Genomic DNA, 24,277 nt, shown 5'->3' on the forward strand with positions numbered 1-24,277 from the left:
TGGGCTTAGCCACAACATGTTTGATGCCGCGCTATATCTTGGTGTCTGTGACAAAATCGTTCCGGGCTTATTGATTGGTGCGTTGAGCTTTGGTCACTTACCGGCGATTTTCGTACCAGCAGGTCCGATGCCGAGTGGCTTGCCAAATAAAGAAAAAGTTCGTATCCGTCAGCTTTATGCTGAAGGCAAAGTAGGTCGTGATGAGCTGCTGAAAGCAGAATCAGAGTCTTACCATAGCCCAGGTACATGTACCTTCTACGGTACTGCTAACAGTAACCAGATGATGGTTGAAATGATGGGCTTGCACCTGCCGGGCAGTTCATTCATCAACCCTAACACACCACTGCGTGATGCATTGACTGAGAAAGCAACACAGCAAGTGCTGAACTTTACGGCATTGGGCGATGATTACCGTCCAATCGGTCATATGATTAACGAGAAAGCCATCATCAATGCCTTAGTTGGCTTATTGGCAACAGGTGGTTCGACCAACCACACTATGCACTTGGTGGCGATTGCCCGTGCAGCCGGTATTATCATTAACTGGGATGACTTTGATAATCTGTCTAAAATCATTCCATCTATCACTAAGATTTACCCTAATGGTTCAGCTGATATTAACCATTTCCAAGCAGCCGGTGGTATGGGTGTGTTGATTCGTGAATTGTCAAAAAATGGTTTGATGCATACCGATGTCATCACAGTCGGCGATGACAAAGGTATGGAACAGTACACTCGCGAGCCAACGCTGAAAGAAGGTAAGTTGACTTGGGTGGAAGGACCGAAAGAATCTTTGGATAAAGAAGTGATCGGCAGTGTAGCTGAACCGTTCGCATCTGGTGGTGGCCTGCACCTGATCAAAGGTAATCTGGGACGCGGTATGTCTAAGATTTCTGCGGTTGATGAGAAGCATCAAGTAGTTGAAGCACCAGCGATGGTTTTTGATAACCAGGATGATGTGGTTGCGGCGTTTAAACGTGGTGAAATGAATAAAGACGTGATCGTTGTTCTGCGTTTCCAAGGTCCGAAAGCGAATGGTATGCCTGAGCTGCATAAACTGACGCCACCTTTAGGTGTACTGCAGGATAAAGGCTATAAAGTTGCTTTGGTTACCGATGGTCGTATGTCGGGCGCTTCTGGTAAGGTGCCGTCTGCTATTCACTTGTGGCCTGAATGTGTTGATGGCAGCTTGATGACGAAAGTCCGTGATGGTGACATGATTCGCCTGGATGCACAGACCGGCGACTTGAATGTCTTGGTAGATGAAAAAGAACTGAATTCACGCATGGCTTGTGTGATGGCTAATACCGAGCATCATTACGGTATGGGTCGTGAATTATTTGATAGTTTCCGTCAGGGTGTATCAACCTCTGAAACCGGTGCCATCAACATGTTTAATGTCGAATAAATCAAACTGGAATAAGATTAACTAATGTCTAAAACAATTCATGAAATCATGCAGGTTTCGCCGATCGTACCGGTGATGGTTATCAATAACGCTGATCATGCTGTGCCGTTAGCAAAAGCTTTGGTCAAAGGTGGTTTGAAAGTACTCGAAATCACACTGCGTACCGATGCTGCCTTAGAGTCGATTCGCCGTATTAAAGCAGAAGTGCCTGATGCCATCGTCGGTGCCGGTACTATCATTAATATCGACACATTGAATGCAGCCATTGATGCGGGTGCAGAGTTTATTGTAAGCCCGGGCACAACAGAAAAATTAATTGATGCTGCGCTGGCCACAGGTGTGCCATTGTTGCCTGGTGTTGCTGATCCAAGTCAAGCGATGGCATTACTTGAAAAAGGCATCACAGCGATGAAGTTCTTCCCGGCGGAAGCGGCGGGCGGTGTGCCCATGCTGAAATCAATCGGCGCGCCGATTCCTCAAATTACATTCTGCCCGACAGGTGGTGTGAGCCAGAAGAATGTTAAAGACTACTACAGCCTGCCAAATGTTGGCTGTGTGGGTGGTTCATGGATGTGTGCGGCTAGCCTGGTTGATGCAGAAAACTGGGACGAAATCACGCGTCTTTCTGCTGAAGCGGTTGAATTAGCTACAGCTTGATATCACTCGATGTGAAAAAAAGCCGGGCATTGCCCGGCTTTTTTTATGCGTCTTGTTTTAATAGAATGCCGCGACTCACCCAATCCTCTATCATTTGAGTTGCACCTTGCATCACCACATCTGGATTCGGGTGCTGCATTTCTTTAGCTATTTCGGCTGCCGCAGCATGGCCAGATTTACCTTCATCTAACAGTGCCAGCAAACGTGCGCTTACTGAGTTTAAAGCGATAAATTTCACTTCGTCATCGGCATTGCGCTGAACCAGTAGACAGACAGGCGTCTCAGAGGGCTGTTCAGGCTGATTATCCGGTGCAATTTGATGCACAGGGTAGTGATAGACCAATAGCCATGCTAACGGGGATAGTTTAAGCGACACAGACAGACGATCATCGTCGTCAGTGAGTGGTGTAATGGTAAAGTCCGCTTCTGCGATACTTAAAGCAAGTTCAACCCATTCATAATGTGCTAATTCAGCTAAAAAGACCGGATCATCCTCAGCCACCCGTTCTGTTTCCAGATAAGCGATAAACTCACGAGCAATTTCAACAAATAAAGGTGTTTTACACTGATGCTTGATCATAAAGTCACGCACCATCGCTAACCATTTTTCCTCGGGAAATAAGGTTCTAATAACAGGAAAAGCGTTTTTCAGCGTACCGTTGATGTTATTGAAAAACAGATCGCGATAGATAGCCATACGTCTGGATTCGATATTATCAGGTGCCTTCTGGTGCTCCGGATCCCGAATATGGGCGGCAAATTGATATTGCGTTTGCTTATATGATTCAACCGTGTGAGACATCATTGACCTTATGTTGCTGTTGATAGTGATGAATCAGCTCGACCTCGTCCAACAAATGTTGCAAAGAAGGGATATTGAAATCACGTTCAAGTAATGTTGGTAAAACGCCGTGTCGCGCATAGGTTTTTTCTAGTAGCTGCCAGACGGGATCAATGACATCAGCGCCATGGGTGTCGACAATCAAATCTTCCGCTTCATTGTAGTGTCCTGCAATATGCAGGTAGGCAATACGCTCCGTTGGCATCGCATTAATGTAGTCGATCGCATCGTAGTGATGGTTGATGCTATTGACGTAGACATTATTCACATCTAACAGTAAGTCGCAGTCTGCTTCGTTGATGACTGCCGTAATAAATGCCACTTCATCCATCTGCTGGCCGGGCGCGGCATAGTAAGACACATTTTCTATGACCAGACGGCGCTCTAGGATGTCTTGAACGCGTTTAATCCGATCTGCAACGTAATGTACCGCTTCTTCAGTGAATGGAATCGGCATAAGGTCATAGAGATGACCGTCATCGCTGCAATAGCTGAGATGCTCGCTATAGGTCTGAATATTATGTTTATCAAAAAACTTTTTCAGCCGGTGCACAAAGTGTTCGTCTAAGGGGGCAGGGCTGCCTATGGAAAGCGATAAACCATGACAAAGCATCGGGTAGCGCTCAGCCATTGCAGCAAATTTTCTGCCATAGGCGCCGCCCATATCCATCCAGTTTTCTGGTGCAACTTCCATAAAGTCGATATCGGTGTTTGGCTTAGCCGCGATATCATCTAAAAAGCTGCGGCGTAAGCCTAAACCTGCGCCCCGAACCGGGCACGACTGACTGCTCATATAATGCTCCTGCTATTTCATACTTAACTAATAAGACGGTTTTCAGCAGCAATTGTTACAGCATCAATCCAGATTTACTTCAAACATTGTTCTGTCGACGCCGACATTGCCTGTTGTTTGGTCAATAAGATAGACAATCGCTTTGTAATGACCAGATGTGTTGATCACAGTTTTGGCTGAAAACAGGCCAATCGGACCAGTGAAATCTAACGCGACTTCATCAACCTTCTTATCATCCCGCATGATAATGGCTTTTGCTTCGTAGTTATCGGGCTGCCATAAGCCATCCTTAGTGATCGGACAGCCACAAAGTAATGAAGCTTTGGTATAAAACTCGACCTTGCCACCCTCTAGCACTTGCGTCCAGGCATCAACGATAAACCCTGGCATAGTTAGTGTTATTCCGTCGCCCAATAGATGCTTGCCGGGTATAACCCATGATGTTACAGACGCTTCTTGAAGCGATTGACGGTAACCATAGGGGCCGATTAGTTTAAAGCGCAACAAACGCGGCGTATTAATATCGATGGTGGCTAGATACCCTGCAGTTTTGTTCGTGGTTAAAGTTTGACCACGCTTGATAGGATTTTTAATCAGGGTATCTGTGTCACCAGTACCGCCGTTAATCCAGCCTTGGTTTACAATCTCACCTGTTTCTGCATCCTCAATAGTGACGCGAATACCGCCTACGCTGGTACCAATATATTTTGCATCAGCCGCTTTAGCTCGGATCATTATCTGAGTTTCTTCTGCGCTAGCCGGCACACTGAGGCTGAGACAGAGACTGAATAAAAATGTCAGGGATAAAATTCTCATGTTGCTCTCTCTATGATGGTGAAATATAAATCAGTTGTTCGATAAGACCCTTGGCTTGGGTGATTTGTTCAGTTTCATTATCGGCCGATGAGCGAAAGTTTCAAGACGATGTTGAACTAAGCAACTGCTACAATAACGGTTTTGAAACTTGAAGCCCGCAATACAGGTCATTAAGCTGAACCGAAATGGAACACAGGTAACCTTTTTTCATGCTCGCATACATTATCAGACGAATTTTATACGCTTTTCCTATCTTACTTGGGGTCAATGCACTGACATTCGTCTTATTTTTCATGGTCAACACGCCCGATGATATGGCACGTATGCATCTCGGTAACAAGCATGTCACCGAGCAGGCAATCGAAAGCTGGAAAGAAGAGCGTGGATACAATAAAGCCTTAATCTGGAATAGTGATGCAGAAGGCGTATCTCAAGCGACAGATACGATCTTTTTTGGTAAATCACTCAGCCTGTTTGTGTTCGAATTTGGTCAAGCCGATGATGGACGTGATATCGGGCAAGACATTCAAACTCGCATGTGGCCAAGCCTTGCTATTGCAATACCTATCTTTGTGATTGGCATTTTGGTCAATATCACCTTTGCGATGTTAATGGTATTTTTCCGGGCAACGTATGTGGATTTGAGCGGCGTCGTTTTATGTGTGGTATTGATGTCGATATCTGGGCTTTTCTACATTATTGGTGGGCAATTTCTGGTCGGAAAAATCATGCAATTGGTGCCGATATCTGGCTATGCCGAAGGCTTTGATGCCACCAAGTTTTTAATTCTACCGGTCGCCATTGGCATTATTTCTGGCATTGGTAGTGGCTCACGTTGGTACCGAACATTGTTTTTAGAAGAGGTATCGAAAGACTATGTGCGTACGGCACGAGCCAAAGGTTTGTCTGAAGTTAAAGTGCTGTTTTCACATGTATTGAAAAACGCCATGATTCCCATTTTAACGGGGGCAGTGGTAGTACTACCCACCTTGTTTATGGGGAGTCTGATTCTGGAGTCTTTCTTCGGTATTCCCGGCTTGGGGAGCTATACGATTGATGCCATTCACGCACAAGACTTTGCGATTGTACGGGCGATGGTGTTCCTCGGTTCTGTGCTCTACATCGTTGGTCTGGTATTAACCGATATTTCCTACACCCTAGTGGACCCGAGGGTGCGTTTGGATGGCTGAAGCAGTTGATATTCGCGCACAGGCTTTAACGTGTTTGTTGCTAACTGACCCTTGGCAAAAAGCACAAGCCACACAAAGGCTGTATCACTCAGCGAAGCAACAAGGCTGTGTCATTACAACAAACGATGTTGATGTTCCCGCGATTCCTGGCCGGCCCGAACAACCAAAACTAGTTTCACCTCGAGAATTGCCACGTCGGCGCAATAATCAGCAAACGGGTCATGCCACACTGATTCATGCGGTTTGTCATATTGAGTTCAATGCCATCAATTTAGCTTTAGATGCACTCGCACGTTTTGCAGCGCTGCCTGATGCGTATTATCACGATTGGCTACAGGTGGCATATGAAGAATCGACACACTTCGACATGCTCAGTGAGCATTTAAGAACAATGGGATTTAGCTACGGTGATTTTCCGGCACATGATGGTATGTGGGAAATGGCTCAAAAGACCCATCATGATCCGCTTACGCGCATGGCTTTAGTACCGCGGGTACTTGAGGCGAGAGGACTGGATGTAACGCCCTCAATGATGAACAAACTACGAAAATCCGGAGATTTACGCGCCGTTGAAATTCTGGAATTAATTCTGCGCGAAGAAGTAGGGCACGTCAAAGTGGGAACGGATTGGTTTAACTACCTGTGCGCGCAGCGAGACATGGACCCGTTTTCAACGTTTAAAGACTTGTTGGAAACCTATTTTAATGGCGAAATTCGTGGCCCGTTTCATACCGAGGCCCGAATTGAAGCTGGCTTTAGTCATGATGAGATGACGTTACTGGAGTCGCAAGCAGTCTACAAGCGCAGGGCTTAAGCTTTCGTATCTTTGTTTTTCTTTTCCATCTCTGCCTTTTGGCGGCGAGACTCTTTGGGATCTGCGATCAAAGGACGATAAATCTCAATCCGATCTTTATTTTTGAGACTGGCATTGAGCTTACACATTTTGCCGAAAATGCCGACCTTATCTGTGCTCAGATCGATTTGCGGATAACGCTCTAAAATGCCTGAACGTTTGATGGCATGTTCAACGGTGCTGTCAGTCGGCACTTCGACTTCCAGAATAAGTTGTTCATCAGGTAGCGCGTAGGCAACCTCAATTTGCAGGTGTTCAGCGTTTTCCATAAATTTCCTGGGCGCGTTTGCAAAAGGCATCTACCAATGAGCCAGATATTTGCGTAAAGACGGGGCCTAAAGCTAAATCCAACAGGCGAGTTGAAAACTCAAAGTCCATATCCAATTGAACCCGGCAGCCTTGATTATTGCCGATCGGCTTGAACTGCCAGTGACCTTCCAGATGACGGAAAGGGCCATCGATCAATTCAATGCGAATAGCATTTCCATGATCCAGCATGTTTCGGGTTGAAAACTCATGATGAATACCGCCCTTAGCAATATCTAAAGAGGCGCAAATCACATCTTCATTCTTGCTTAGAACACGGCTACCACGGCACCAGGGTAAAAAGCTGGGGTAGGCTTCTACGTCATTAACCAGATCAAACATCTGGTCAGGTGTATACATCACCAAAGAACTTCGAGTTATGGTTGTCATTGAATCGGGTTAACGTTCCAGTTTTATCCAAGCAGGCCAATAAGATTGGCAAACACGATGATAATTGCCGTCGGGGTTATGTAGCGAATTAAAAACAGCCAGCTTTTAAAGACAAAGCCATTGCCTAAGGCAAGCTCGTCTGAACTACTGCTTTGTTTCATTACCCAACCTGCAAACAGGGCTATCAGTAAGCCGCCCAAAGGCAACATGATATTCGCAGTAAGATAGTCAAGCAAGCCAAATGCCGTTTGACCAAACAGTGTCCAGTGTTGACCAACATTAAATGAGAACACCGTAAGTAAGCCAAGTAACCATATGATGCCACCTGCGAGCAGCGTGGCTTTCATACGTCTGATGCCTTTATTTTCTACTAGCCAGGCCACAATCGGTTCTACCAAAGAGATGGCTGAACTCCACGCGGCAAACACCAGCAGTAAGAAAAAGATGCCGCCGAAGAATTGTCCACCCGGCATATGACCGAATGCGATAGGCAATGTTTGGAAAATCAGACTAGAGCCTTGGCCCGGCTCCATGCCATTGGCGAACACCAATGGGAATATCGCAAGGCCCGCTAATAGCGCAACGCTGGTATCCATCACGGAAATCGTGACCGAGACCTTGAAGATAGAGGTTTTCTTTGGCAAATATGAGCCATAAACCATAATGGCGCCCATCCCCAGGCTAAGGGTGAAAAAAGCATGGCCCATCGCAGTGAGAATACTGTTAGCGGTGAGTTTAGAAAAATCAGGGTCGAATAAAAAATGTAAACTGCGCGTAAACGCATCGCCTGTGTTGGCAGCATAGCCGACCAGCAAAATGAGTATCATAAATAAAGCTGGCATCATGAAACGCACAGACTTTTCTAAGCCATGCTGTACACCGCGTGTCACTACCAACACCGTAATCAGCATAAAGATGGTATGCCATGCGAGTAAACGTTCTGGATCCGACACTAACGCGGCATGAATACTGGCCGCGCCATCAGGTGTAACGCCCTCGAAAACACCAAAGAAAGTGCGAGGAATGTAGGCCAAGGCCTGACCCGCTATCACACTGTAATAAGACAGAATAAAAAAGCCAGCTAAGATCCCCATTGCACCCAGCCAGCGCCATACCGTTGATTTGTTTTCATCTTCAGCCAGCGACTTCAAACTATTAATGGGATTTTGTCGGCCACGACGACCGATGAGTACTTCGGCCATCATTAAGGGAATACCAATAATGGCAATACAGGCTAAATAAACAATGACAAAGGCACCGCCGCCATTCTCGCCGGTGATATAGGGGAACTTCCAGATATTACCCAGTCCCACAGCAGAACCGGTTGCCGCCAGAATAAACGCCCAGCGTGTGGTCCACTCGCCATGTATCGACTTAGAGGGTCTTGCCATGTTGTTGCCCCGATATGCACAAATTGCTCTGATTGTAACCAGAACTCAGCCAAATCAACAAACACCGTCTTAAGTTAAGCAGATAAAACAGATAAATAAATGAAGACTGAATTCAAACCCTTTATAATATGGGGATGGCAGCAAAAAAGAATAAAAAGAAAGCAGACGACAATACGATTGCGGTCAACCGCAAGGTTCGTCACGACTTTTTTATCGAAGAGCGTTTTGAGGCAGGGCTGGTCCTGGAAGGGTGGGAAGTCAAAAGCCTACGCGATGGCAGAGTGCAGCTGAACGAAAGCTATGTCCATGTTCGTAATGGCGAAGCATGGCTGGCTAATGCACTAATAACCGCACTTAAAACGGCCTCTACGCATATCAAACCCGAACCACAACGTGATCGTAAGTTACTTCTGCATCGCAAAGAGTTGGGCAAACTGATTGGCGCCGTTGATCGCAAAGGTTACACGTTAGTGCCACTCAATATGTATTGGAAAAAAGGCAAGGCAAAGATTCAAATTGCGCTAGCCAAAGGTAAACAGCTGCACGATAAGCGGGCGACAGAAAAAGAACGTGACTGGAATCGTGATAAAGCACGTATAATGAAAATTAGATAATCGACACTGGCTGAGAAACTCGCTTTTCTTTATACTGTCAGATGTTGTAACGCTTTAGGGGGCGACCTGGATTCGACGGGGATGACAAAACCTAAGGTGCATGCCGAGTATTCCAGTTCTCTCGTAAAAAAGATTGGAAAAAATTTAGTTGCTAACGATAACAACTACGCACTAGCTGCTTAATAACCAGTGAATGCCGTCCGACCAGATCCGTGCTTGTGCGTCTGGTATCGGGCGTCGACTCTCACAAGATCGTCCTGACGTATGCTTGGTACAGATGGATTAAAACTTTATCAAGATCGCTCTTTGTTTTCCCTGCTCATCGGGTAGCATTGAGTTAAATTAATAGATGAAATAAGCATGTAGATCCGAGGGCGGAGTATCTGCGGACGCGGGTTCGATTCCCGCCGCCTCCACCATTACATAGTCTCACTGAGACCAAGAAAGACCACGAAAGCCTGCATTTATGCGGGCTTTTTTGTTTCTGGTGTCCTGAGATGTCTATAGGAATCCAATCGAACCTATGAGTTTTTGGGGTACTCTGAGTGGCACTAACAGATATTAAAGTAAAAAAAGCAAAAGGTGGCATCACACCTGAAGGCAGAGAAACATCCAAACGCTACAAAATGGGCGATAGTCGGGGACTGTATTTAGAGGTCTCCCGAAATGGTGGCAAGTGGTGAAGACTTAAATACCGGTTTGATGGTAAGGAAAAACGTCTTTCTTTAGGGATTGATCCGGCAGAAACACGAAAAGTAGAAAAAGAGATAGCCCCAATCGAATAGAATGCCACCTTCGGTTTTTTTGTGTCTGTTGGATTCACAGTTCAGCTCACACGGACGTTAACCTCAAGATAAAGCAGCTTCTCAGTCTCCGCTCAGTGCTGTTTGACGCATGAGTGGTAAATAGAGATGATGATGTTAATTCAATTACGCAAGGCAGGATAGCATGCGGATTCGAGAGAAACTTAGTCTGATTTATATTATGAGTATTCTGTTAACTGCTTTGCCCGCAGCGTTATGGATAACAGACTATGCTAGAGAAAAAATTGTCAACAGGGTGCTGAAAAACCTGCAGGTTGTTACGGAGAGTCAGGTCGATATCGCCACTGAACGACTATGGTCGGGTGAACCCAAACTCAAGTCGCTAGCCAGGTTAATTCAGGAACGCTTGTCAGCACCCATTCAGGAAAAAGAAATAAACGCCTTTCATCAGGCAATGACACTTTATGCGGACGGGATTTGGCGTAACAAGCGAGAAAACTATGATGGCATGCAAGAGTCAGGCATTTTCCTGCCAGATTCGCCCGAATTAAGCGATAAACAAAAAGTTATTCATTGGCGAATCAAGCAAGTGATGGATACTTTTGGTGCTGCTGCCAACCGCCGACATGAAAATGTCTGGTATCTGTCAACTTATCGTAGCGAAATCATTTATGACAAAACTTTTCCTGAATTTGTCTTTGAACAGGCGGCTAATAATGACTACACACAGACCCCCTGGGTGACGAGCACGAGTCCTGAGTTTAATCCGGAACGTCAATACACTTTCACTCCGCCCCTGTTTGACCCGGTGCCCAGAGTCTGGATGGTGAGTGCCCTCTATCCGCTGTATTTGAACGGAGAATGGATTGGCAGCCTTGGCGAGGATATGCAACTCACCAACGTGTTGGGTTTTGTGTTTGAGAAGAAGCAACTTTATTCGGGGACGCAGCACTTTTTGCTGGATGAGACCGGTCACTTTATATTAGCCGGGCAATGGCAGGAAGAGCTGGAGTCCTCCGCAGCGCAGGACAACTTCAGCCTTGATTCGGAAAGACAGTTGAGTGAATTATTGCAGAACGCTTTCCTTTCACAGCAGCCGAAGCTGCTCTCAAAACAACTGCAGCTTGGTGGTCAAGATTACATCGCTCTGGGTATGAAGCTCGAACCACTGGAATGGCGTTACTTCAAGCTGGTGCCGATCAACACAGTTATTAGTCAGGTGCAGCGTTACCTTTTGATACTTTTCATCATGGCATTTTTGGTCATCTCTGTTGGTGGGGGGCTAATAATTCTGGCTATCGACAGGATTGTCATATCACGAATACGACGCCTTACTAGAGCTATCGGTGACTATGAAGTAGGCGAGGTAAAATCAGTTTCAGAGAAGGTGCAGGGCAATGATGAGATCATGCTCGCTGCTCGCGAATTTGATGTGATGGCTGAACGAGTCTCAGATGCCCGCATGGCATTGGCGGAGAGTGAGGAACGCTGGAGCTTTGCACTTGAGGGAGCGGGCGATGGTGTCTGGGACTGGAACATACAGACCGATGAAGTGTTCCTGTCACCCCAGTGGAAGAAAATGCTCGGTTATCAGGTTGATGATATTGACAACCAATTCGCATCCTGTGTCAGTCTGCTGCATCCCGATGATAAATCGGCAGTTATGGAGCATCTAGAGGATTACCTGGCAGGGCGCATCAATCTCTACGCGCCGGAGTTCAGGATGCGTTGCAAGGACGGCAGTTGGAAATGGTTATTATCGCGAGCCGCCATCGTGCAAACAGACCCTGAGGATAAACCGCTCAGGATGATCGGCACGCACACTGATATTTCCCACCTAAAAACTATTCAGGACAAGCTGCAAAGCTCGACGGCGCAGTTGAACGAAGTGCTGGAATACAGCCCAGTAGCAATTAGTATTGCCGCTCAAGCGGGACATAAAGTGATTTTTGCCAACCGTCGTTATGCCGAGATGATTAATCATGAGCTGGACGACACCTTTGGCATCGATCCAGCCGGCTTTTACCTGGACAAAGCGCAATATCAGAACTATCTGGATACCATCTTGGCGGGTGGCACTATCAGAGACCAGTTGACAGAGATCGTTATTTCCGGAGCAGGGCGCAAGTTGGTACTTGCCACGTACCTGCCCATAAACTATGACAATGAACTATGCGTTCTCGGTTGGTTTTATGATGTAACCGAATGGGTTAAAGCGCAGGAAACGCTTCGCCTGCATGCCAGTGTATTTGATAATGCCTGGGAAGGTATCATGATTACCGATGACCATAATCGTATTATCACGGTCAATCATGCCTTTACCGAGATCACCGGCTATGACCAGTACGAGATGATTGGTGAGAATCCCAGCATTCTCTCATCAGGCCGTCAGGATAAGCACTTTTACCAGTTAATGTGGCAAACCATTCGACAGAATGGTCGCTGGCGTGGTGAAGTGTGGAATCGTAAGAAAAGCGGTGAATTTTATGCCGAAATCCACACCGTCAGTGCTATTCGGAACGAGCAGGGTGATGTCACTCACTACCTGGGACTGTTTGCCGATATCACCGATATTAAGAATACCGAACGTCAGCTGGAAGATCTGGCGCATTACGATGCCTTGACTCAGCTTGCCAACCGAACCCTGCTATCTGATCGGCTGGGACAATCACTGGTACATACCCGTGGCAACCAGACCATGTTGGCAGTGTGTTTTCTTGATCTGGATGGATTCAAGCCGGTCAATGATATGTATGGTCACGAAATTGGTGACCAGTTGCTGATTGAAGTTGCTCGGCGTCTTGAGCATACCGTTCGTAGTGGTGATACCGTCGCCAGAATGGGCGGCGATGAGTTTGTTTTGCTTATTGCTAATATCCGTGAGGTGGATGAGTTAGACCCGATTCTGAGTCGAATGAATCAGAAAATTGCTGAGAAAATACACTTGGGCGAGCGTGTTATAAGTGTGACAGCTAGTATAGGCGTGGCGCTCTATCCTTCGGATAATGTAGATGCAGATACATTACTTCGCCATGCTGACTTGTCGATGTATGAAGCCAAACAGGCAGGCAGGAATGGCTATCACATCTTCGACGTCAACCTGGATCGGCAAGTACACGAGCATCGTGCCCGCACTGAGCGAATAGCCTCGGCACTGCAAAATAACGAGTTTTGCCTATTTTACCAACCCAAGGTTAACATGCAGAGTCATGAGGTGACCGGCATGGAGGCCCTGATCCGCTGGCAACACCCGGAGCAGGGGGTGCTCGGTGCCGGCGAGTTTTTACCAGTGATTGAGTCACACCAGCTGATCATTAGCCTGGGCGACTGGGTTCTGGAGCAGGCTATGCATCAGGTTCAGGCCTGGATGCATCAGGGGCTGCAGATTCAGGTTAGTGTCAACGTCTCTGCAAGACAAATCCAGCATGTCGATTTTATACAAAAGCTGGAAGCCGTCATGGCACGCTACCCAACTGTGCCAGCCGGTTGCTTGAGCTTGAAATACTGGAAACCTCGGCACTTGAAACCCATCAGACCGCTCAAATTGTGGAAACGATTGCCAGCAGACTCGGCGTCTCTTTCGCACTCGATGATTTCGGGACGGGCTATTCTTCTCTGTCTTATCTGAGACAGCTCCCGGTGAAGACACTCAAGATTGATCGCTCCTTTATCAGTACCATGCTAGAAAGTGATGCAGATATGGCAATCGTCAGGGGGATTATCGAGCTGGCAGAAGTCTTTAAACGAGATATCGTCGCCGAAGGCGTGGAGACAAAAGCTGACTGTGAAAAATTATTAGAGATGGGCTGTGACACCGTACAGGGCTACTATAACGCACGGCCAATGCCCGCCGATGAAGTACTTGAATGGGTCCATCAATACCATGCTAAACATTGCAGCAGGTAGAATAAGATCACCTTAAGGGCACTGCTGGCGATGTAAAAAAGTTGACTTGTCACCAAACAGTAATGGCGGCATGACTTCCACAAATTATTCGCTCGCTGGCGACGCTAATATCATTCAATAAACACTCACGTTTGAGTCTTTAAATTTTAGTAAAACGAAACACGTTCAAATGGCTAACATTCTTTTAAGTAAAACGCATAAATCACTCATCAACGCGGCTATCGGACTCGGTAATTGGTTTTTATCTTTGGATCAGTTGTCAGAGCAGGACAAACAGGCGGTAAAACATATTCAAGCAGCACTTGAAAAGCTCCCAAAGGTAAGTGATGGGACGCTGGCGATGTATGGATTCAGTATCGAGAAAGGGGATGAGACAAATGGTCTGGTGCGGGGCTGGGATTTGTCGCTGGAGTATTTTTCCCACGATCCTGAACGGCAGGGTGGTCTTGAGTTGTTTAGTTCTTTTATTCCGCTACCGGAAACCACCGATCCCGCTGTTTTGACTCAAAAAAATCTCAATGAGGCTTATTTCCACTGGCCCATTGGCGATGTATGTGCGTTCATCAAACCAGAACAGGCCCAGCGTTGGATAGAAGAAACCAGCCAGCCGCTCGCGTTTTGGGGAGAAGGCTATACCTTGAGAATAGAAATTGTGTATCAGGATTATTATTCAGATATTGAAAATCCATTGAGTTAGTTTGTTGTGACGTAAGATTCGTGACACGTTACCGTCATTAAACAAGGTTATTATGGCTGTTTTAGACAAGGAGGCAGGGTTGATGAAAACAGCTATCAGTTGTTGGCTGGTGTTATGTGTGGCGCTTACCGTTAATGCGCACGCGCAGATTCTACCGCCACATCAATCTAGCAATCCTTGGTATCAAGATGCCCGTCAGGCATTGGCCCAAAAGCCTAATCTTCAAGCGAATTCAAAGGCAAAAAATGTCATTTTGTTTATCGGTGATGGTATGGGAGTCTCTACCATTACCGCCGCGCGTATCTTGGAAGGTCAAAACAAAGGGCACGCGGGTGAAGAGAACCAGCTTAGTTTTGAAGCCTTTCCGTTTACCGGCTTATCCAAAACATACAATGTCAATGCACAGACACCTGACTCTGCTGGCACGATGACTGCCATCATTAGCGGGGTGAAAACCGATGCCGGCGTGATTGGCATTGATGAAAATGTTCGAAGAGGAAACTGCCAAACGGTTGCCGGACATGAGCTGGTGACAACATTGGATTTGGCTGAACTGGCAGGCATGGCAACAGGGTTTGTCACTACCACACGGGTGACTCATGCAACGCCTGCTGCTCTATATGCAAAATCACCCGAACGAAACTGGGAAGATAATTCTGACTTGCCTGAAACGGCTATTGCGGCGGGTTGTAGCGATATTGCGGCGCAGTTGATTGATTATGAACGTCGACTAAAAAAACACTACCCAAAAGCTAAACACATCGATGGGATCGAAGTGGTTATGGGCGGTGGACGTCGCCATTTCTTACCGAGCTTGCCTGAGTTTAATAGTCCCGATGCCGCAAGTGATATAGAAGGTGATCGTAATGATGAGCGTCATCTTATTAACGAGTGGCAACAGCGTTATCCTGACGGTGCTTATGTTTATGATAAGGCTGGGTTTGACTTGATTGAGCCATCTTCTGCACAGCAAGTATTAGCGTTATTTAATGAGTCACACATGCACTATGAGGCTGATCGTCACAATGATCAGGCAGGGGAGCCGTCACTCAGTGAAATGACGACGAAGGCGCTCGCTATATTAAAACAGCGAGAGGAAGGCTTCTTCTTGATGGTGGAAGCAGGCCGCATTGACCATGCGCATCATGCGGGCAATGCCTTTAACGCCTTAAACGATACCATTGAGCTTTCAAATGCGGTAAAACAGGCGATAGCGCATACCGACCCAGCTGAAACATTAATTGTGGTTACCGCCGATCATAGTCATGTCTTTACGATGGCAGGCTATCCAAAACGTGGTAACCCTATTTTGGGCAAAGTGGTTAATGTTGGCGAGATCGGGCCTGCAAAGGCTGCTGATGGCAAGCCCTATACAACACTCGCTTATGCGAATGGCTTGGGCTTCAGACATCACCATGACGAAACAGATGCTGATACGGCGTATGCGGAGCCGGCAAAAAGCGGTCGAACAAACCTGACAGATATTGATACCGAACAGGCTGGTTATCATCAAGAAGCATTGGTGCCATTATCTGCAGAAACGCATGGTGGCGAAGATGTGGCTGTTTATGCGACCGGCCCGGGTGCTGAAGGCGTGTTGGGTGTGAATGAACAAAACCTGATCTTCCACGTCATTAATCAAGCTGCACAGCTGGAGAGACGTGCGATAGCGACGATGCAGTAGTCATTTTGTAGTTACTTTACACCCCTCAAAGCTGGCTGATTTTTACGCCAAATTACTTCTTTAGTAGTACACATTCATCGGTATTATCAATGCCCTGGTGACCCTCTACACTTGATTCATCACGTTGCTGTGTTGTGGGGGTAAAAATATGCAACAGACAGCGAATCAACATCGCGTCAGTTTCTATGAGCAAATTGGTGGTGCCGAAGGCGTCAACAAACTGGTCAACACTTTTTGTGATTTGTTAGAAACCACAGAAGAAGGTAAACCGGTATTTCTGTTGCATCTCCGTGGTCACGGTATGGCTCATGCTCGGGTAGAGCAATTCAACTTTTTCACAGGTTTTTTGGGTGGCCCAAGGCTGTATGCCGAAAAGTGGGGGCATTCAAATGTGCGTGAAATTCATGCCCATGTCGAGATTGATGAAATAGCCAGTCAAGCTTGGCTGACTTGCATGTCAATGGCAATGGATAAACTCGCTTATTCCCCAACGCTCAAACAGCAGTTGATGCAAAACTTCACTGATATGGCTGGTTTGTTACAGCAGCAGTCGCAGCAGGCTTAGTGTGTTACTCCTGATTGAAGTCGTCCAAGCTATCGTAGTAAATGATAGCCAGGTAACGGATCGGCATTTGCAATTTCGCCTCAGGACGATGCGGTTGCTCGGCGTCAAAAGTCAGCGAATCACCGGGCTCAAGAATATAGCGCTGGTCACCAACGGTGTATTCGAGTTTGCCTTCCAGCATGTAGATGAATTCTGTGCCGGCATGCTCAAACGGATCAAACACTTCACTTTCTTCATCCAACGATATCAAAAACGGTTCAAACAGTTTTTTAGGACCGGTGTCATACGCCAGCAGATTGTAGGTATGACCGCTTTTGGTTCCACGTCTGACGACTTCCATGCCTTCACCACCACGGACGTATTGCGCGCCCGACTTTGGCGTGTCGTAGTCATGAAACAGGCGCGACAACGTGACGCCAAGCGCATTGGCCAACTGTTCCAACTTTTCGAGGCTAGGTGAGGTGAGACCGTTTTCAATCTTGCTCAACATGCCTCGGCTTACGTTAGCGCGTTTACTTACTTCGGCAATAGTTAGCCCATTCTCCATACGTAAATGTCGAAGCGCGTTGCCGAGATGTTTATCCAGAGAATGGCCGTTCGTCCCTGATGCTACTACCGATTCTTTTTTGTTCACGCCTGAAAATACTCCGTTGTATCCATTTGATAGGGCTTTGATTATACATCAGATTTCGGAGCAGGAAGCAATTAAAGATTCATTAAATGAAAAAAAGTTGCACAAAAGTATTGACATGATTTTTTACTCATGCGTAAATGAAATCAAAGTTTCATTACGTGAAACAAAATTTACTTATAAGGTGGTATGAAAGGTTTACTACTTCGGTAGTAAAGGGCTCATATCACGGCAGTGGAGGTTAATAATGCCATTAGGACTTCTGAAATATGCTCTCAGTAAAGAGCATCCAGCACCACGGTTTTTCAGGGATTGCACCGAGCCTAAGAAAAGCTATGATGCGGTTATTATCGGCGGTGGCGGCCATGGTCTTGCCGCAGCGTATTATTTGGCTAAAGATTTTGGCATCACCAATGTAGCGGTTCTTGAAAAAGGCTATATCGGTGGTGGTAACACAGGTCGTAATACCACAATAGTCAGATCTAATTATCTCACCCCTGAAGGCGTCAATTTCTATGATGCCAGTGTCAAGATGTATGAAGACCTATCACAAGAGTTGGATTTGAACTTGTTCTATTCAACGCGTGGTCACTTTACCTTGGCACATACCGACTCAGCGATGCGCACTATGCGCTGGCGTGCAGAGGTCAATAAGCATGTTGGTGTCGAAAGCCGCGTTGTCGGTCCCGACGAAATTTCTCAAGCCTGTCCTCAGCTGGATATCTCATGTAGCGGTCAAGCACCGATTCAGGGCGCTTTGTATCACGCGCCCGGTTCAGTAGCACGACATGATGCTGTTGCCTGGGGCTATGCAAAAGAAGCTGACCGCATGGGTGTGGAGATTTTCCAAAGCACAGAAGTGACGGGTATTGATGTGAAGAGTGGCAAGGTTGTCGGTGTTAACACCAGTAAAGGTTACATCGAGACTAACCGTGTGCTATCGGCGGTTGCCGGGTTTACACCACGTATTACCGAAATGGTCGATATCGAAACGCCAATCGTCATTCACCCCTTACAAGCATGCGTCAGTGAGCCAATGAAACCTTGGTTAGATACGATTTTGGTATCAGGTAGCTTACATGTGTACGTCAGTCAGTCATCACGCGGTGAGTTAGTGATGGGATCTTCTTTGGATCCTTACGAAATGCACTCAACCCGCTCATCACTCGACTTTGTCGAAGGGCTTACCTCACACATCGTTGATATGTTCCCATTCCTGTCCAACGTCAAAGTCGTTCGTCAGTGGGCTGGTATGGCGGATCTGACACCTGACTTTGCTCCAATAATGGGTAAAACGCCAGTGGAAGGTTTCTATCTGGATGCGGGCTGGGGAACGTGGGGCTTTAAAGCAACGCCTATCAGCGGTAAGACCATGGCAGAAACCATGGCAAGAGACATCGCCCCGGATCTGATTGAGCCATTCCGTTTAACCCGTTTTGAAGACTACGAGCTGACCGGTGAGAAAGGCGCAGCCTCGGTAGGACACTAGAGAGAGTCTGACTATGAAATTACTTGATTGCCCAATTAATGGAATCAGACCGATGAGTGAGTTCACCTACGGTGGTGAATATCGCGACATGCCCGATCCTGATACCTGTACAGATAAAGAGTGGGCCGCCTACGTGCATTACAGAAATGGTGCGCCCGGCCTGAAAAAAGAGTGGTGGTACCACGGCCCGAGCGGCACTTGGTTTATCGCCGAACGAGACACGATGACAGACAAAATCAGCCGAACCTACATTGCAGGTCAGGAGGAAGCAAAATGACCGGTCGTATTGCAAAGAAAAGAGGCGAGTGGATAAACCGCGACAAGCCGCTGACATTCGAATACGAAGGTCAGGTTGTTAATGGTTACGAAGGCGACACCATCAGTAGTGCCTTATGGGCTGCTGGCATCAGAGTGCTGGGTCGTAGTTTTAAATATCACCGTGCCAGAGGACTATTGAGCTTTGCCAACCATGACGTCAATGCCTTAATGACAGATGGTGAAGATACTAATATTCGAGCTGATGTCTGGCCTGTCAGTCAGGGGATGGCGCTATCTGCGGTCAATACTGATGGCGGTGTGGTTAAAGACAGAAATAAGTACATCGACAAATTATCACCGTTCCTACCAGTGGGTTTTTATTACAAAACCTTTTATAAACCCAAAAGTTTATTTCCCTTCTGGGAAGATAAAATCCGTAAGGCAGCGGGCTTAGGAAAAGTTAACTTTAACTATCCCCGTATTCTTAAACCAAAACGCTATGCGCATTGCGATGTGTTGATTGTGGGGGCGGGCGCATCAGGTTTATCTGCAGCCGTTGCTGCAGCCAAGCAAGGCCTTAACGTCATCTTGGTGGATGAAAACAAGCAGGCTGGCGGAAGTCTGACTTATGACTTTGCGGGTGACCAAACGACAGCCGATACGCTCAACAATCTGCTTGATGAAGTCACATCAAACGCGAATATCCGTTTGATTACGGGTGCCTATGCGGGTGGTTATTACACCGATCATTTAGTACCGATTGTGGGTGTGGATGGCATTACCAAAGTTCGCGCTAAAACCGTCATTGTAGCCAGTGGCGTTTTCGAACAACCCCCTGTATTTCGTTACAACGATTTGCCAGGGGTAATGTTGGGCTCAGCGACGCAGCGCTTGATCAACCGATATGCGGTTAAGCCTTTCCAAAAAGGTGTGGTGGTGACAGCGAATGATCATGGTTATCGCACAGCGTTAGATATGGCAGCAGTCGGCATCGAAGTCGTCGCTGTGATTGATATGCGTCGTGATGGTGCTAAGCGCGATTTAGCGGAAAAAGTGACCGAAAAAGGCATTGCGGTACATAAAGGCAGTTGCATTTATGAAGTCGTACCTGCCAGCAACAAAATGGCCGTTAAAGAAGTGGTTGTCTGTCATTACAATGAAGATACGGCTGAAGCTGATCCGCGTAGTGCTGTCAGACTGAGTTGTGATGGTGTCGCCATGAGTGCTGGCTGGGCGCCTGCTGCTGCATTGTTGTATCAAGCTGGCACTAAAATGCGCTTCGATTACGACGTTCAACAGTTTGTGCCAGATCAATTACCTGAAGGCGTGTTCGCTGCCGGTAAAGTAAATGGTGTGTTTGATCTCAAAGCGCGTCTATTAGATGGTCAACGCGCTGCGGTTGAAGCCTCAAATTATCTTGGTAACGCTAGCGAACTGATTACCGTTACCAATCCGGAAATGGCGTCACCAAGCCACCCTTACCCAATAGTGAATCATCCGAAAGGCAAGAACTTTGTTGATTTCGACGAAGATATTCAAGTCAAGGATTTCATCAATGCCGCTAAAGAGGGTTTCGACAATATTGAGTTGATGAAACGCTTTACGACGGTAGGCATGGGCCCTAGTCAGGGTAAACATTCGAATATGAATGCGATACGTATTCTGGCTCGTATTCGTCAGCTCCCTGTTGAGAAGATTGGTACCACGACGGCGCGTCCGTTCTTTCATCCGACCCCTATCGGGCATTTGGGTGGTCGTAGTTTTCATCCGCATCGCTATACGGCAATGCATCAGTGGCATGTCGATAACGGCGGCGTGATGATGGAAGCCGGTGTTTGGATGCGTCCTGCTTATTATGTGCCTGCCGGATCGCACCTCTCTGCATCAGATGCGGTGCAAGAAGAAGCCATGGCGGTGCGCCAGAGCGTTGGCATGATTGATGGCAGCACTTTAGGCAAAATCGAAGTGTTTGGTCAGGATGCTGCTGCTTTCCTTGAACGTTTCTACACGGGCAAGTTTGCCGGGCAGAAAGTAGGCGGCAGTCGCATTGCAATGTTACTGGATGAAGCCGGTGTCATGGTGGATGACGGTGTCGCTGTGAGAATGGCTGAAGACAAGTTTTATGTCTCTACCAACTCATCTAATGCCGCCACGGTTTATCGTGAAATGCAACGCAATATCCAGTTATGGGGAATGCAAGTCACTTTGGTCAATCTGACCGGTGCTATGGCCGCGATGACTGTGGCGGGACCGGCATCACGGTCTGTGGTTGAGACCTTGATCGATATTGATGTATCAGCGCAAGGCTTACCAGATGGGGCATATAAAGAAGGGCAGGTTGCCGGTATTGATGCGCGTGTAATGCGTGTCAGTTTTGTCTCAGACCTGGCCTTTGAAATTCATGTGCCTTACAAAGCTGGCATGCATGTCTGGCAAGCGCTGATGGCGGCGGGTAAACAGGTTGGTATTCGTGCCTTTGGTACTGATGCCCAACGTTTACTGCGTTTGGAAATGGGACACCATTTGGTTAGCCACGATACCGATGGTTTAACCAATCCATTTGAAGCGCACTCTGAATCACTGGTCGCGATGGATAAAGATTTCTTTATCGGTCAACGCAGTTTGAAAATTATCGAAAAGAAACCATTGAACAAAAAACTGGTGACGTTTGTATTGGATAACGGCTTTACCGGTGAATTGCCAAAAGAATGCAATCTCGTGATTGAAAATGGCGATATCAAAGGCCGCGTTACCAGTATTTCTCACAGTAACTACCTGAACCGGATCATTGGCTTTGCCTTTGTTTCACCGGAGCAGAGTAAATCAGGCAGTCGTTTTCAGGTGCGGACAGATTCTGGTGCCATGGTGCCGGCAACTGTCACACAAGCACCGTTTTTCCACCTTTTAGAGAGTAAAGGAGCGTAATCATGCAAGACGTTGTATTAAAAAGTCCTGTTGCCTTTGCTCAGGCGTCAAAAAAGCCAGTTAACGGTCAAGTCAACGGCATGGAAATCGCGTTGAGTTTTGCCGATGCCTCTGTGGAAGCCGCACACAGCGAAACATTGGGGATTTGTGATGTTAGCAATCTCAGTCGTTTCGGTGTTAAAGGTCCACATGCTGCTGACTGGCTGACAGCCTCAAATATTACTTTGCCAGCGGGTACTAACCGTTGGACAAAACTCGACAGTGGCAGTCTTGTGATGCGCTTGGGTAATACCGAATTTTTGCTGGAAGATCAGCCAGAAAACGGTTTATGCCAGACGTTGAGCGAGGCCAATGTAAATGAAAGTGGTGTACACAAAGTCATTCGAAATGACGCTGCTTTTATCGTCAGCGGTGAGCTGACACCAGCATTATTTTCTGAAGTGTGTGCAATCGACCTTAACGGTGATGCACTTGAAGATAATCGCCTTGTAATGACCGTCATCGCCGGTGTCTCGGCAACGATGCTGAAGCAGGAGCTAAATGGCCAATCTGTTTACCGGATTTGGTGTGACGGAACCTATGGACCGTATATGTGGAAAACCTTGCTTGGCATCATCGAAGAGTTGGGTGGTGGTCCTGTGGGTTTCAATTTCTATTACAAGATTAATTAACCCTACCAAGTGCTGTTCACTTTAAACAGAAGGAAAAGCTCATGAAATACGAACACAATGATTCGCTACTCGAATCTGCTCAACTTGAAGAAGCTAAGAAGTTTCTAAAAGACAATGATGTGAAGTACGTATTGGCACAGTTTGTCGATATTCACGGCGTTGCCAAGGTGAAATCTGTTCCAGCAGCTCATCTAGAGTCTATTTTAACGACGGGTGCTGGTTTTGCCGGCGGTGCGATTTGGGGAATGGGTATTGCACCCAATGGTCCCGACTATATGGCGGTTGGCGATTTGAGCACACTGACGCTGCTGCCATGGCAACCCGGTTATGCCCGAATTATCTGCAATGGCCATGTTAATGGTAAACCTTATGACCATGACAGCCGTGTTGTTTTGCAGAAACAGATTAAGCGTCTGGATGAGAAGGGCTGGATTCTTTATACCGGTTTGGAACCTGAGTTTTCGTTGCTTAAAAAAGACGATGTGACTGGCAAAATTGAGCCTTGGGAATCGACCGATACACTGCAAAAACCGTGTTATGACTACAAAGGTATCAAGCGTCAGGGCGAATATCTGGAGAAGATGACAGAGTCGTTAATTCAAGTCGGCCTGGATATCTATCAGATCGATCATGAAGACGCTAACGGTCAGTTTGAAATCAACTATACCTACGCTGATGCAATGAAAAGTGCTGATGATTACATCCTGTTCAAAATGGGTGCCAGCGAAATTGCTAACGAAATGGGCATGATTTGTTCATTTATGTCGAAACCTTTCAGCAACCGTCCGGGTAATGGCATGCATATGCATATGTCGATCGGTGATGGTGAAAAGAGTCTGTTCCATGATGACAGTGACCCAACGGGTCATGGCTTATCCAAGCTCGCCTATCACTTTATGGCAGGCATCCTGGAGCATGCTCCTGCATTGACAGCCATTGCAGCACCTACCGTTAACTCATACAAACGTCTGGTGGTTGGTCGATCATTATCGGGCGCTACGTGGGCACCAGCTTACATTTCATACGGTAATAACAATCGTTCAACCATGGTTCGTATTCCTTATGGTCGTATTGAATTACGCCTACCGGATGGCACCTGTAACCCCTACCTGACCGCGGCTGCAGCCATTGCTGCTGGTCTCGATGGTGTGGAACGTGAATTACATCCAGGCAAAGGTCATGACACTAATCTTTATGACATGTCACCAGCCGAGTTAGAAGAAAACGGTATCGGCATTCTGCCACAGAACCTGCATGAAGCATTGCTGGAACTGGAGAAAGATGAGGTCGTAAAAGGGGCCTTGGGTGAAGGACTTGCCAAAGAGTTTCTGGAATTGAAACACATGGAATGGGTGGAGTACATGCGTCATGTCTCTGACTGGGAAATCGAACGTTACGTCGAATTTTATTAAAAATCCTTTTTAGGAA

The 24,277-nt window shown here is 46.9% G+C and carries 21 protein-coding genes, 1 other RNA gene and 1 pseudogene; 16 read left to right on the top strand and 7 right to left on the bottom strand.

All coding sequences use genetic code 11. The features are described from left to right. Positions 1–1,408, top strand: a 1,408-nt coding sequence (gene edd / locus MDMS009_RS00255; protein WP_043887669.1) for a phosphogluconate dehydratase, incomplete at its 5' end; no start/stop codon positions are given. Positions 1,409–1,432: 24 nt separating this feature from the next. Further along, positions 1,433–2,065 (top strand): bifunctional 4-hydroxy-2-oxoglutarate aldolase/2-dehydro-3-deoxy-phosphogluconate aldolase, encoded by a 633-nt coding sequence (locus MDMS009_RS00260; protein WP_008289937.1) that lies wholly within the window; start codon positions 1,433–1,435, stop codon positions 2,063–2,065. Positions 2,066–2,108: 43 nt separating this feature from the next. Here MDMS009_RS00260 and MDMS009_RS00265 read toward each other — a convergent pair whose 3' ends face one another. The 3 genes from MDMS009_RS00265 to MDMS009_RS00275 form a co-directional block, all read right to left on the bottom strand. Beyond that, positions 2,109–2,870, bottom strand: a complete 762-nt coding sequence (locus MDMS009_RS00265) for an HvfC family RiPP maturation protein (protein WP_052298131.1) — start codon at positions 2,868–2,870, stop codon at positions 2,109–2,111. Further along, positions 2,851–3,699, bottom strand: coding sequence for an HvfB family MNIO-type RiPP peptide maturase (locus MDMS009_RS00270; protein WP_008289926.1), 849 nt, complete (start codon positions 3,697–3,699; stop codon positions 2,851–2,853). Before MDMS009_RS00270 ends, MDMS009_RS00265 begins: the two co-directional genes overlap by 20 nt. Before the next feature lie 63 nt (positions 3,700–3,762). Beyond that, positions 3,763–4,515, bottom strand: a complete 753-nt coding sequence (locus MDMS009_RS00275; RefSeq protein ID WP_008289996.1) for a hypothetical protein — start codon at positions 4,513–4,515, stop codon at positions 3,763–3,765. Positions 4,516–4,724: 209 nt separating this feature from the next. Here MDMS009_RS00275 and MDMS009_RS00280 point away from each other — a divergent pair, with 209 nt between their 5' ends. Together MDMS009_RS00280 and MDMS009_RS00285 are read left to right on the top strand one after the other, a co-directional pair. After that, the gene (locus tag MDMS009_RS00280; RefSeq protein ID WP_008289997.1) at positions 4,725–5,705 is read left to right on the top strand and encodes an ABC transporter permease; all 981 of its coding nucleotides are present in this window, start codon (positions 4,725–4,727) and stop codon (positions 5,703–5,705) included. Next, positions 5,698–6,519 carry a ferritin-like domain-containing protein gene (locus MDMS009_RS00285; protein WP_008290063.1) on the top strand — a complete coding sequence of 274 codons (822 nt, stop codon included), beginning with the start codon at positions 5,698–5,700 and terminating at the stop codon, positions 6,517–6,519. The genes MDMS009_RS00280 and MDMS009_RS00285 overlap by 8 nt, the downstream gene beginning before the upstream one ends. Here MDMS009_RS00285 and MDMS009_RS00290 read toward each other — a convergent pair. From MDMS009_RS00290 to MDMS009_RS00300, 3 genes are read right to left on the bottom strand one after another with little or no spacing between them, the layout of a single operon-like run. Beyond that, entirely contained in the window at positions 6,516–6,827 is a 312-nt protein-coding gene (locus MDMS009_RS00290) for an RnfH family protein (RefSeq protein WP_008290089.1), read from the bottom strand. The genes MDMS009_RS00285 and MDMS009_RS00290 overlap by 4 nt on opposite strands. After that, the gene (locus MDMS009_RS00295; protein WP_036313709.1) at positions 6,814–7,254 is read right to left on the bottom strand and encodes a type II toxin-antitoxin system RatA family toxin; all 441 of its coding nucleotides are present in this window, start codon (positions 7,252–7,254) and stop codon (positions 6,814–6,816) included. Before MDMS009_RS00295 ends, MDMS009_RS00290 begins: the two co-directional genes overlap by 14 nt. Before the next feature lie 23 nt (positions 7,255–7,277). Beyond that, positions 7,278–8,645 carry a sodium-dependent transporter gene (locus MDMS009_RS00300; RefSeq protein ID WP_008289990.1) on the bottom strand — a complete coding sequence of 456 codons (1,368 nt, stop codon included), beginning with the start codon at positions 8,643–8,645 and terminating at the stop codon, positions 7,278–7,280. A gap of 134 nt (positions 8,646–8,779) precedes the next feature. On the opposite strand from MDMS009_RS00300, the gene smpB reads away from it, so the two are divergent. The 7 genes and pseudogenes from smpB (at position 8,780) to MDMS009_RS00325 (ending at position 16,875) form a co-directional block, all read left to right on the top strand. Beyond that, positions 8,780–9,259, top strand: coding sequence for an SsrA-binding protein SmpB (gene smpB / locus MDMS009_RS00305; protein WP_043887670.1), 480 nt, complete (start codon positions 8,780–8,782; stop codon positions 9,257–9,259). A gap of 57 nt (positions 9,260–9,316) precedes the next feature. After that, positions 9,317–9,678: a transfer-messenger RNA gene (gene ssrA, locus MDMS009_RS15970) on the top strand. Positions 9,679–9,804: 126 nt separating this feature from the next. Further along, positions 9,805–9,942, top strand: coding sequence for an Arm DNA-binding domain-containing protein (locus MDMS009_RS16385; RefSeq protein WP_008289868.1), 138 nt, complete (start codon positions 9,805–9,807; stop codon positions 9,940–9,942). Between the two features lie 1,543 nt (positions 9,943–11,485). Further along, a pseudogene (locus MDMS009_RS00310) lies at positions 11,486–13,929 on the top strand (sensor domain-containing protein). A 169-nt stretch (positions 13,930–14,098) separates the two neighbouring features. Beyond that, a complete protein-coding gene (locus tag MDMS009_RS00315; RefSeq protein WP_008289903.1) occupies positions 14,099–14,626 on the top strand; it encodes a hypothetical protein in 528 nt (175 codons plus the stop codon). A gap of 82 nt (positions 14,627–14,708) precedes the next feature. Continuing rightward, entirely contained in the window at positions 14,709–16,310 is a 1,602-nt protein-coding gene (locus MDMS009_RS00320) for an alkaline phosphatase (protein WP_008289860.1), read from the top strand. Between the two features lie 148 nt (positions 16,311–16,458). Continuing rightward, positions 16,459–16,875, top strand: coding sequence for a group II truncated hemoglobin (locus MDMS009_RS00325; RefSeq protein ID WP_008290016.1), 417 nt, complete (start codon positions 16,459–16,461; stop codon positions 16,873–16,875). A gap of 4 nt (positions 16,876–16,879) precedes the next feature. On the opposite strand, the gene MDMS009_RS00330 is transcribed toward MDMS009_RS00325, so the two are convergent. After that, complete coding sequence (locus tag MDMS009_RS00330) at positions 16,880–17,509, bottom strand: helix-turn-helix domain-containing protein (RefSeq protein ID WP_043887673.1); 630 nt, start codon at positions 17,507–17,509, stop codon at positions 16,880–16,882. 244 nt (positions 17,510–17,753) lie between these two features. Here MDMS009_RS00330 and MDMS009_RS00335 point away from each other — a divergent pair, with 244 nt between their 5' ends. From MDMS009_RS00335 to glnT, 5 genes are read left to right on the top strand one after another with little or no spacing between them, the layout of a single operon-like run. Beyond that, complete coding sequence (locus MDMS009_RS00335) at positions 17,754–18,995, top strand: FAD-dependent oxidoreductase (RefSeq protein WP_008290082.1); 1,242 nt, start codon at positions 17,754–17,756, stop codon at positions 18,993–18,995. Between the two features lie 13 nt (positions 18,996–19,008). Continuing rightward, positions 19,009–19,272 carry a sarcosine oxidase subunit delta gene (locus MDMS009_RS00340; protein WP_008289948.1) on the top strand — a complete coding sequence of 88 codons (264 nt, stop codon included), beginning with the start codon at positions 19,009–19,011 and terminating at the stop codon, positions 19,270–19,272. Continuing rightward, on the top strand, positions 19,269–22,178 hold the full coding sequence (locus MDMS009_RS00345) for an FAD-dependent oxidoreductase (RefSeq protein WP_008289965.1): 2,910 nt from the start codon (positions 19,269–19,271) through the stop codon (positions 22,176–22,178). Before MDMS009_RS00340 ends, MDMS009_RS00345 begins: the two co-directional genes overlap by 4 nt. 2 nt (positions 22,179–22,180) lie before the next feature. After that, positions 22,181–22,849 carry a hypothetical protein gene (locus MDMS009_RS00350; protein WP_008289874.1) on the top strand — a complete coding sequence of 223 codons (669 nt, stop codon included), beginning with the start codon at positions 22,181–22,183 and terminating at the stop codon, positions 22,847–22,849. A gap of 41 nt (positions 22,850–22,890) precedes the next feature. After that, the gene (glnT, locus tag MDMS009_RS00355; protein ID WP_008290059.1) at positions 22,891–24,261 is read left to right on the top strand and encodes a type III glutamate--ammonia ligase; all 1,371 of its coding nucleotides are present in this window, start codon (positions 22,891–22,893) and stop codon (positions 24,259–24,261) included. Positions 24,262–24,277: the final 16 nt, after the last annotated feature.

The organism is Methylophaga thiooxydans DMS010 (assembly GCF_000156355.1).
Taxonomy (GTDB): Bacteria; Pseudomonadota; Gammaproteobacteria; order Nitrosococcales; family Methylophagaceae; genus Methylophaga; species Methylophaga thiooxydans.

Excerpts from the sequence above, each read along its gene's own strand:
- MDMS009_RS00260 (WP_008289937.1), top strand. The coding sequence starts at position 1,433 with ATGTCTAAAACAATTCATGAAATCATGCAGGTTTCGCCGATCGTACCG.
- MDMS009_RS00265 (WP_052298131.1), bottom strand. The coding sequence starts at position 2,870 with ATGATGTCTCACACGGTTGAATCATATAAGCAAACGCAATATCAATTT.
- MDMS009_RS00270 (WP_008289926.1), bottom strand. The coding sequence starts at position 3,699 with ATGAGCAGTCAGTCGTGCCCGGTTCGGGGCGCAGGTTTAGGCTTACGC.
- MDMS009_RS00275 (WP_008289996.1), bottom strand. The coding sequence starts at position 4,515 with ATGAGAATTTTATCCCTGACATTTTTATTCAGTCTCTGTCTCAGCCTC.
- MDMS009_RS00280 (WP_008289997.1), top strand. The coding sequence starts at position 4,725 with ATGCTCGCATACATTATCAGACGAATTTTATACGCTTTTCCTATCTTA.
- MDMS009_RS00285 (WP_008290063.1), top strand. The coding sequence starts at position 5,698 with ATGGCTGAAGCAGTTGATATTCGCGCACAGGCTTTAACGTGTTTGTTG.
- MDMS009_RS00290 (WP_008290089.1), bottom strand. The coding sequence starts at position 6,827 with ATGGAAAACGCTGAACACCTGCAAATTGAGGTTGCCTACGCGCTACCT.
- MDMS009_RS00295 (WP_036313709.1), bottom strand. The coding sequence starts at position 7,254 with ATGACAACCATAACTCGAAGTTCTTTGGTGATGTATACACCTGACCAG.
- MDMS009_RS00300 (WP_008289990.1), bottom strand. The coding sequence starts at position 8,645 with ATGGCAAGACCCTCTAAGTCGATACATGGCGAGTGGACCACACGCTGG.
- smpB (WP_043887670.1), top strand. The coding sequence starts at position 8,780 with ATGGCAGCAAAAAAGAATAAAAAGAAAGCAGACGACAATACGATTGCG.
- MDMS009_RS00315 (WP_008289903.1), top strand. The coding sequence starts at position 14,099 with ATGGCTAACATTCTTTTAAGTAAAACGCATAAATCACTCATCAACGCG.
- MDMS009_RS00320 (WP_008289860.1), top strand. The coding sequence starts at position 14,709 with ATGAAAACAGCTATCAGTTGTTGGCTGGTGTTATGTGTGGCGCTTACC.
- MDMS009_RS00325 (WP_008290016.1), top strand. The coding sequence starts at position 16,459 with ATGCAACAGACAGCGAATCAACATCGCGTCAGTTTCTATGAGCAAATT.
- MDMS009_RS00335 (WP_008290082.1), top strand. The coding sequence starts at position 17,754 with ATGCCATTAGGACTTCTGAAATATGCTCTCAGTAAAGAGCATCCAGCA.
- MDMS009_RS00340 (WP_008289948.1), top strand. The coding sequence starts at position 19,009 with ATGAAATTACTTGATTGCCCAATTAATGGAATCAGACCGATGAGTGAG.
- MDMS009_RS00345 (WP_008289965.1), top strand. The coding sequence starts at position 19,269 with ATGACCGGTCGTATTGCAAAGAAAAGAGGCGAGTGGATAAACCGCGAC.
- MDMS009_RS00350 (WP_008289874.1), top strand. The coding sequence starts at position 22,181 with ATGCAAGACGTTGTATTAAAAAGTCCTGTTGCCTTTGCTCAGGCGTCA.
- glnT (WP_008290059.1), top strand. The coding sequence starts at position 22,891 with ATGAAATACGAACACAATGATTCGCTACTCGAATCTGCTCAACTTGAA.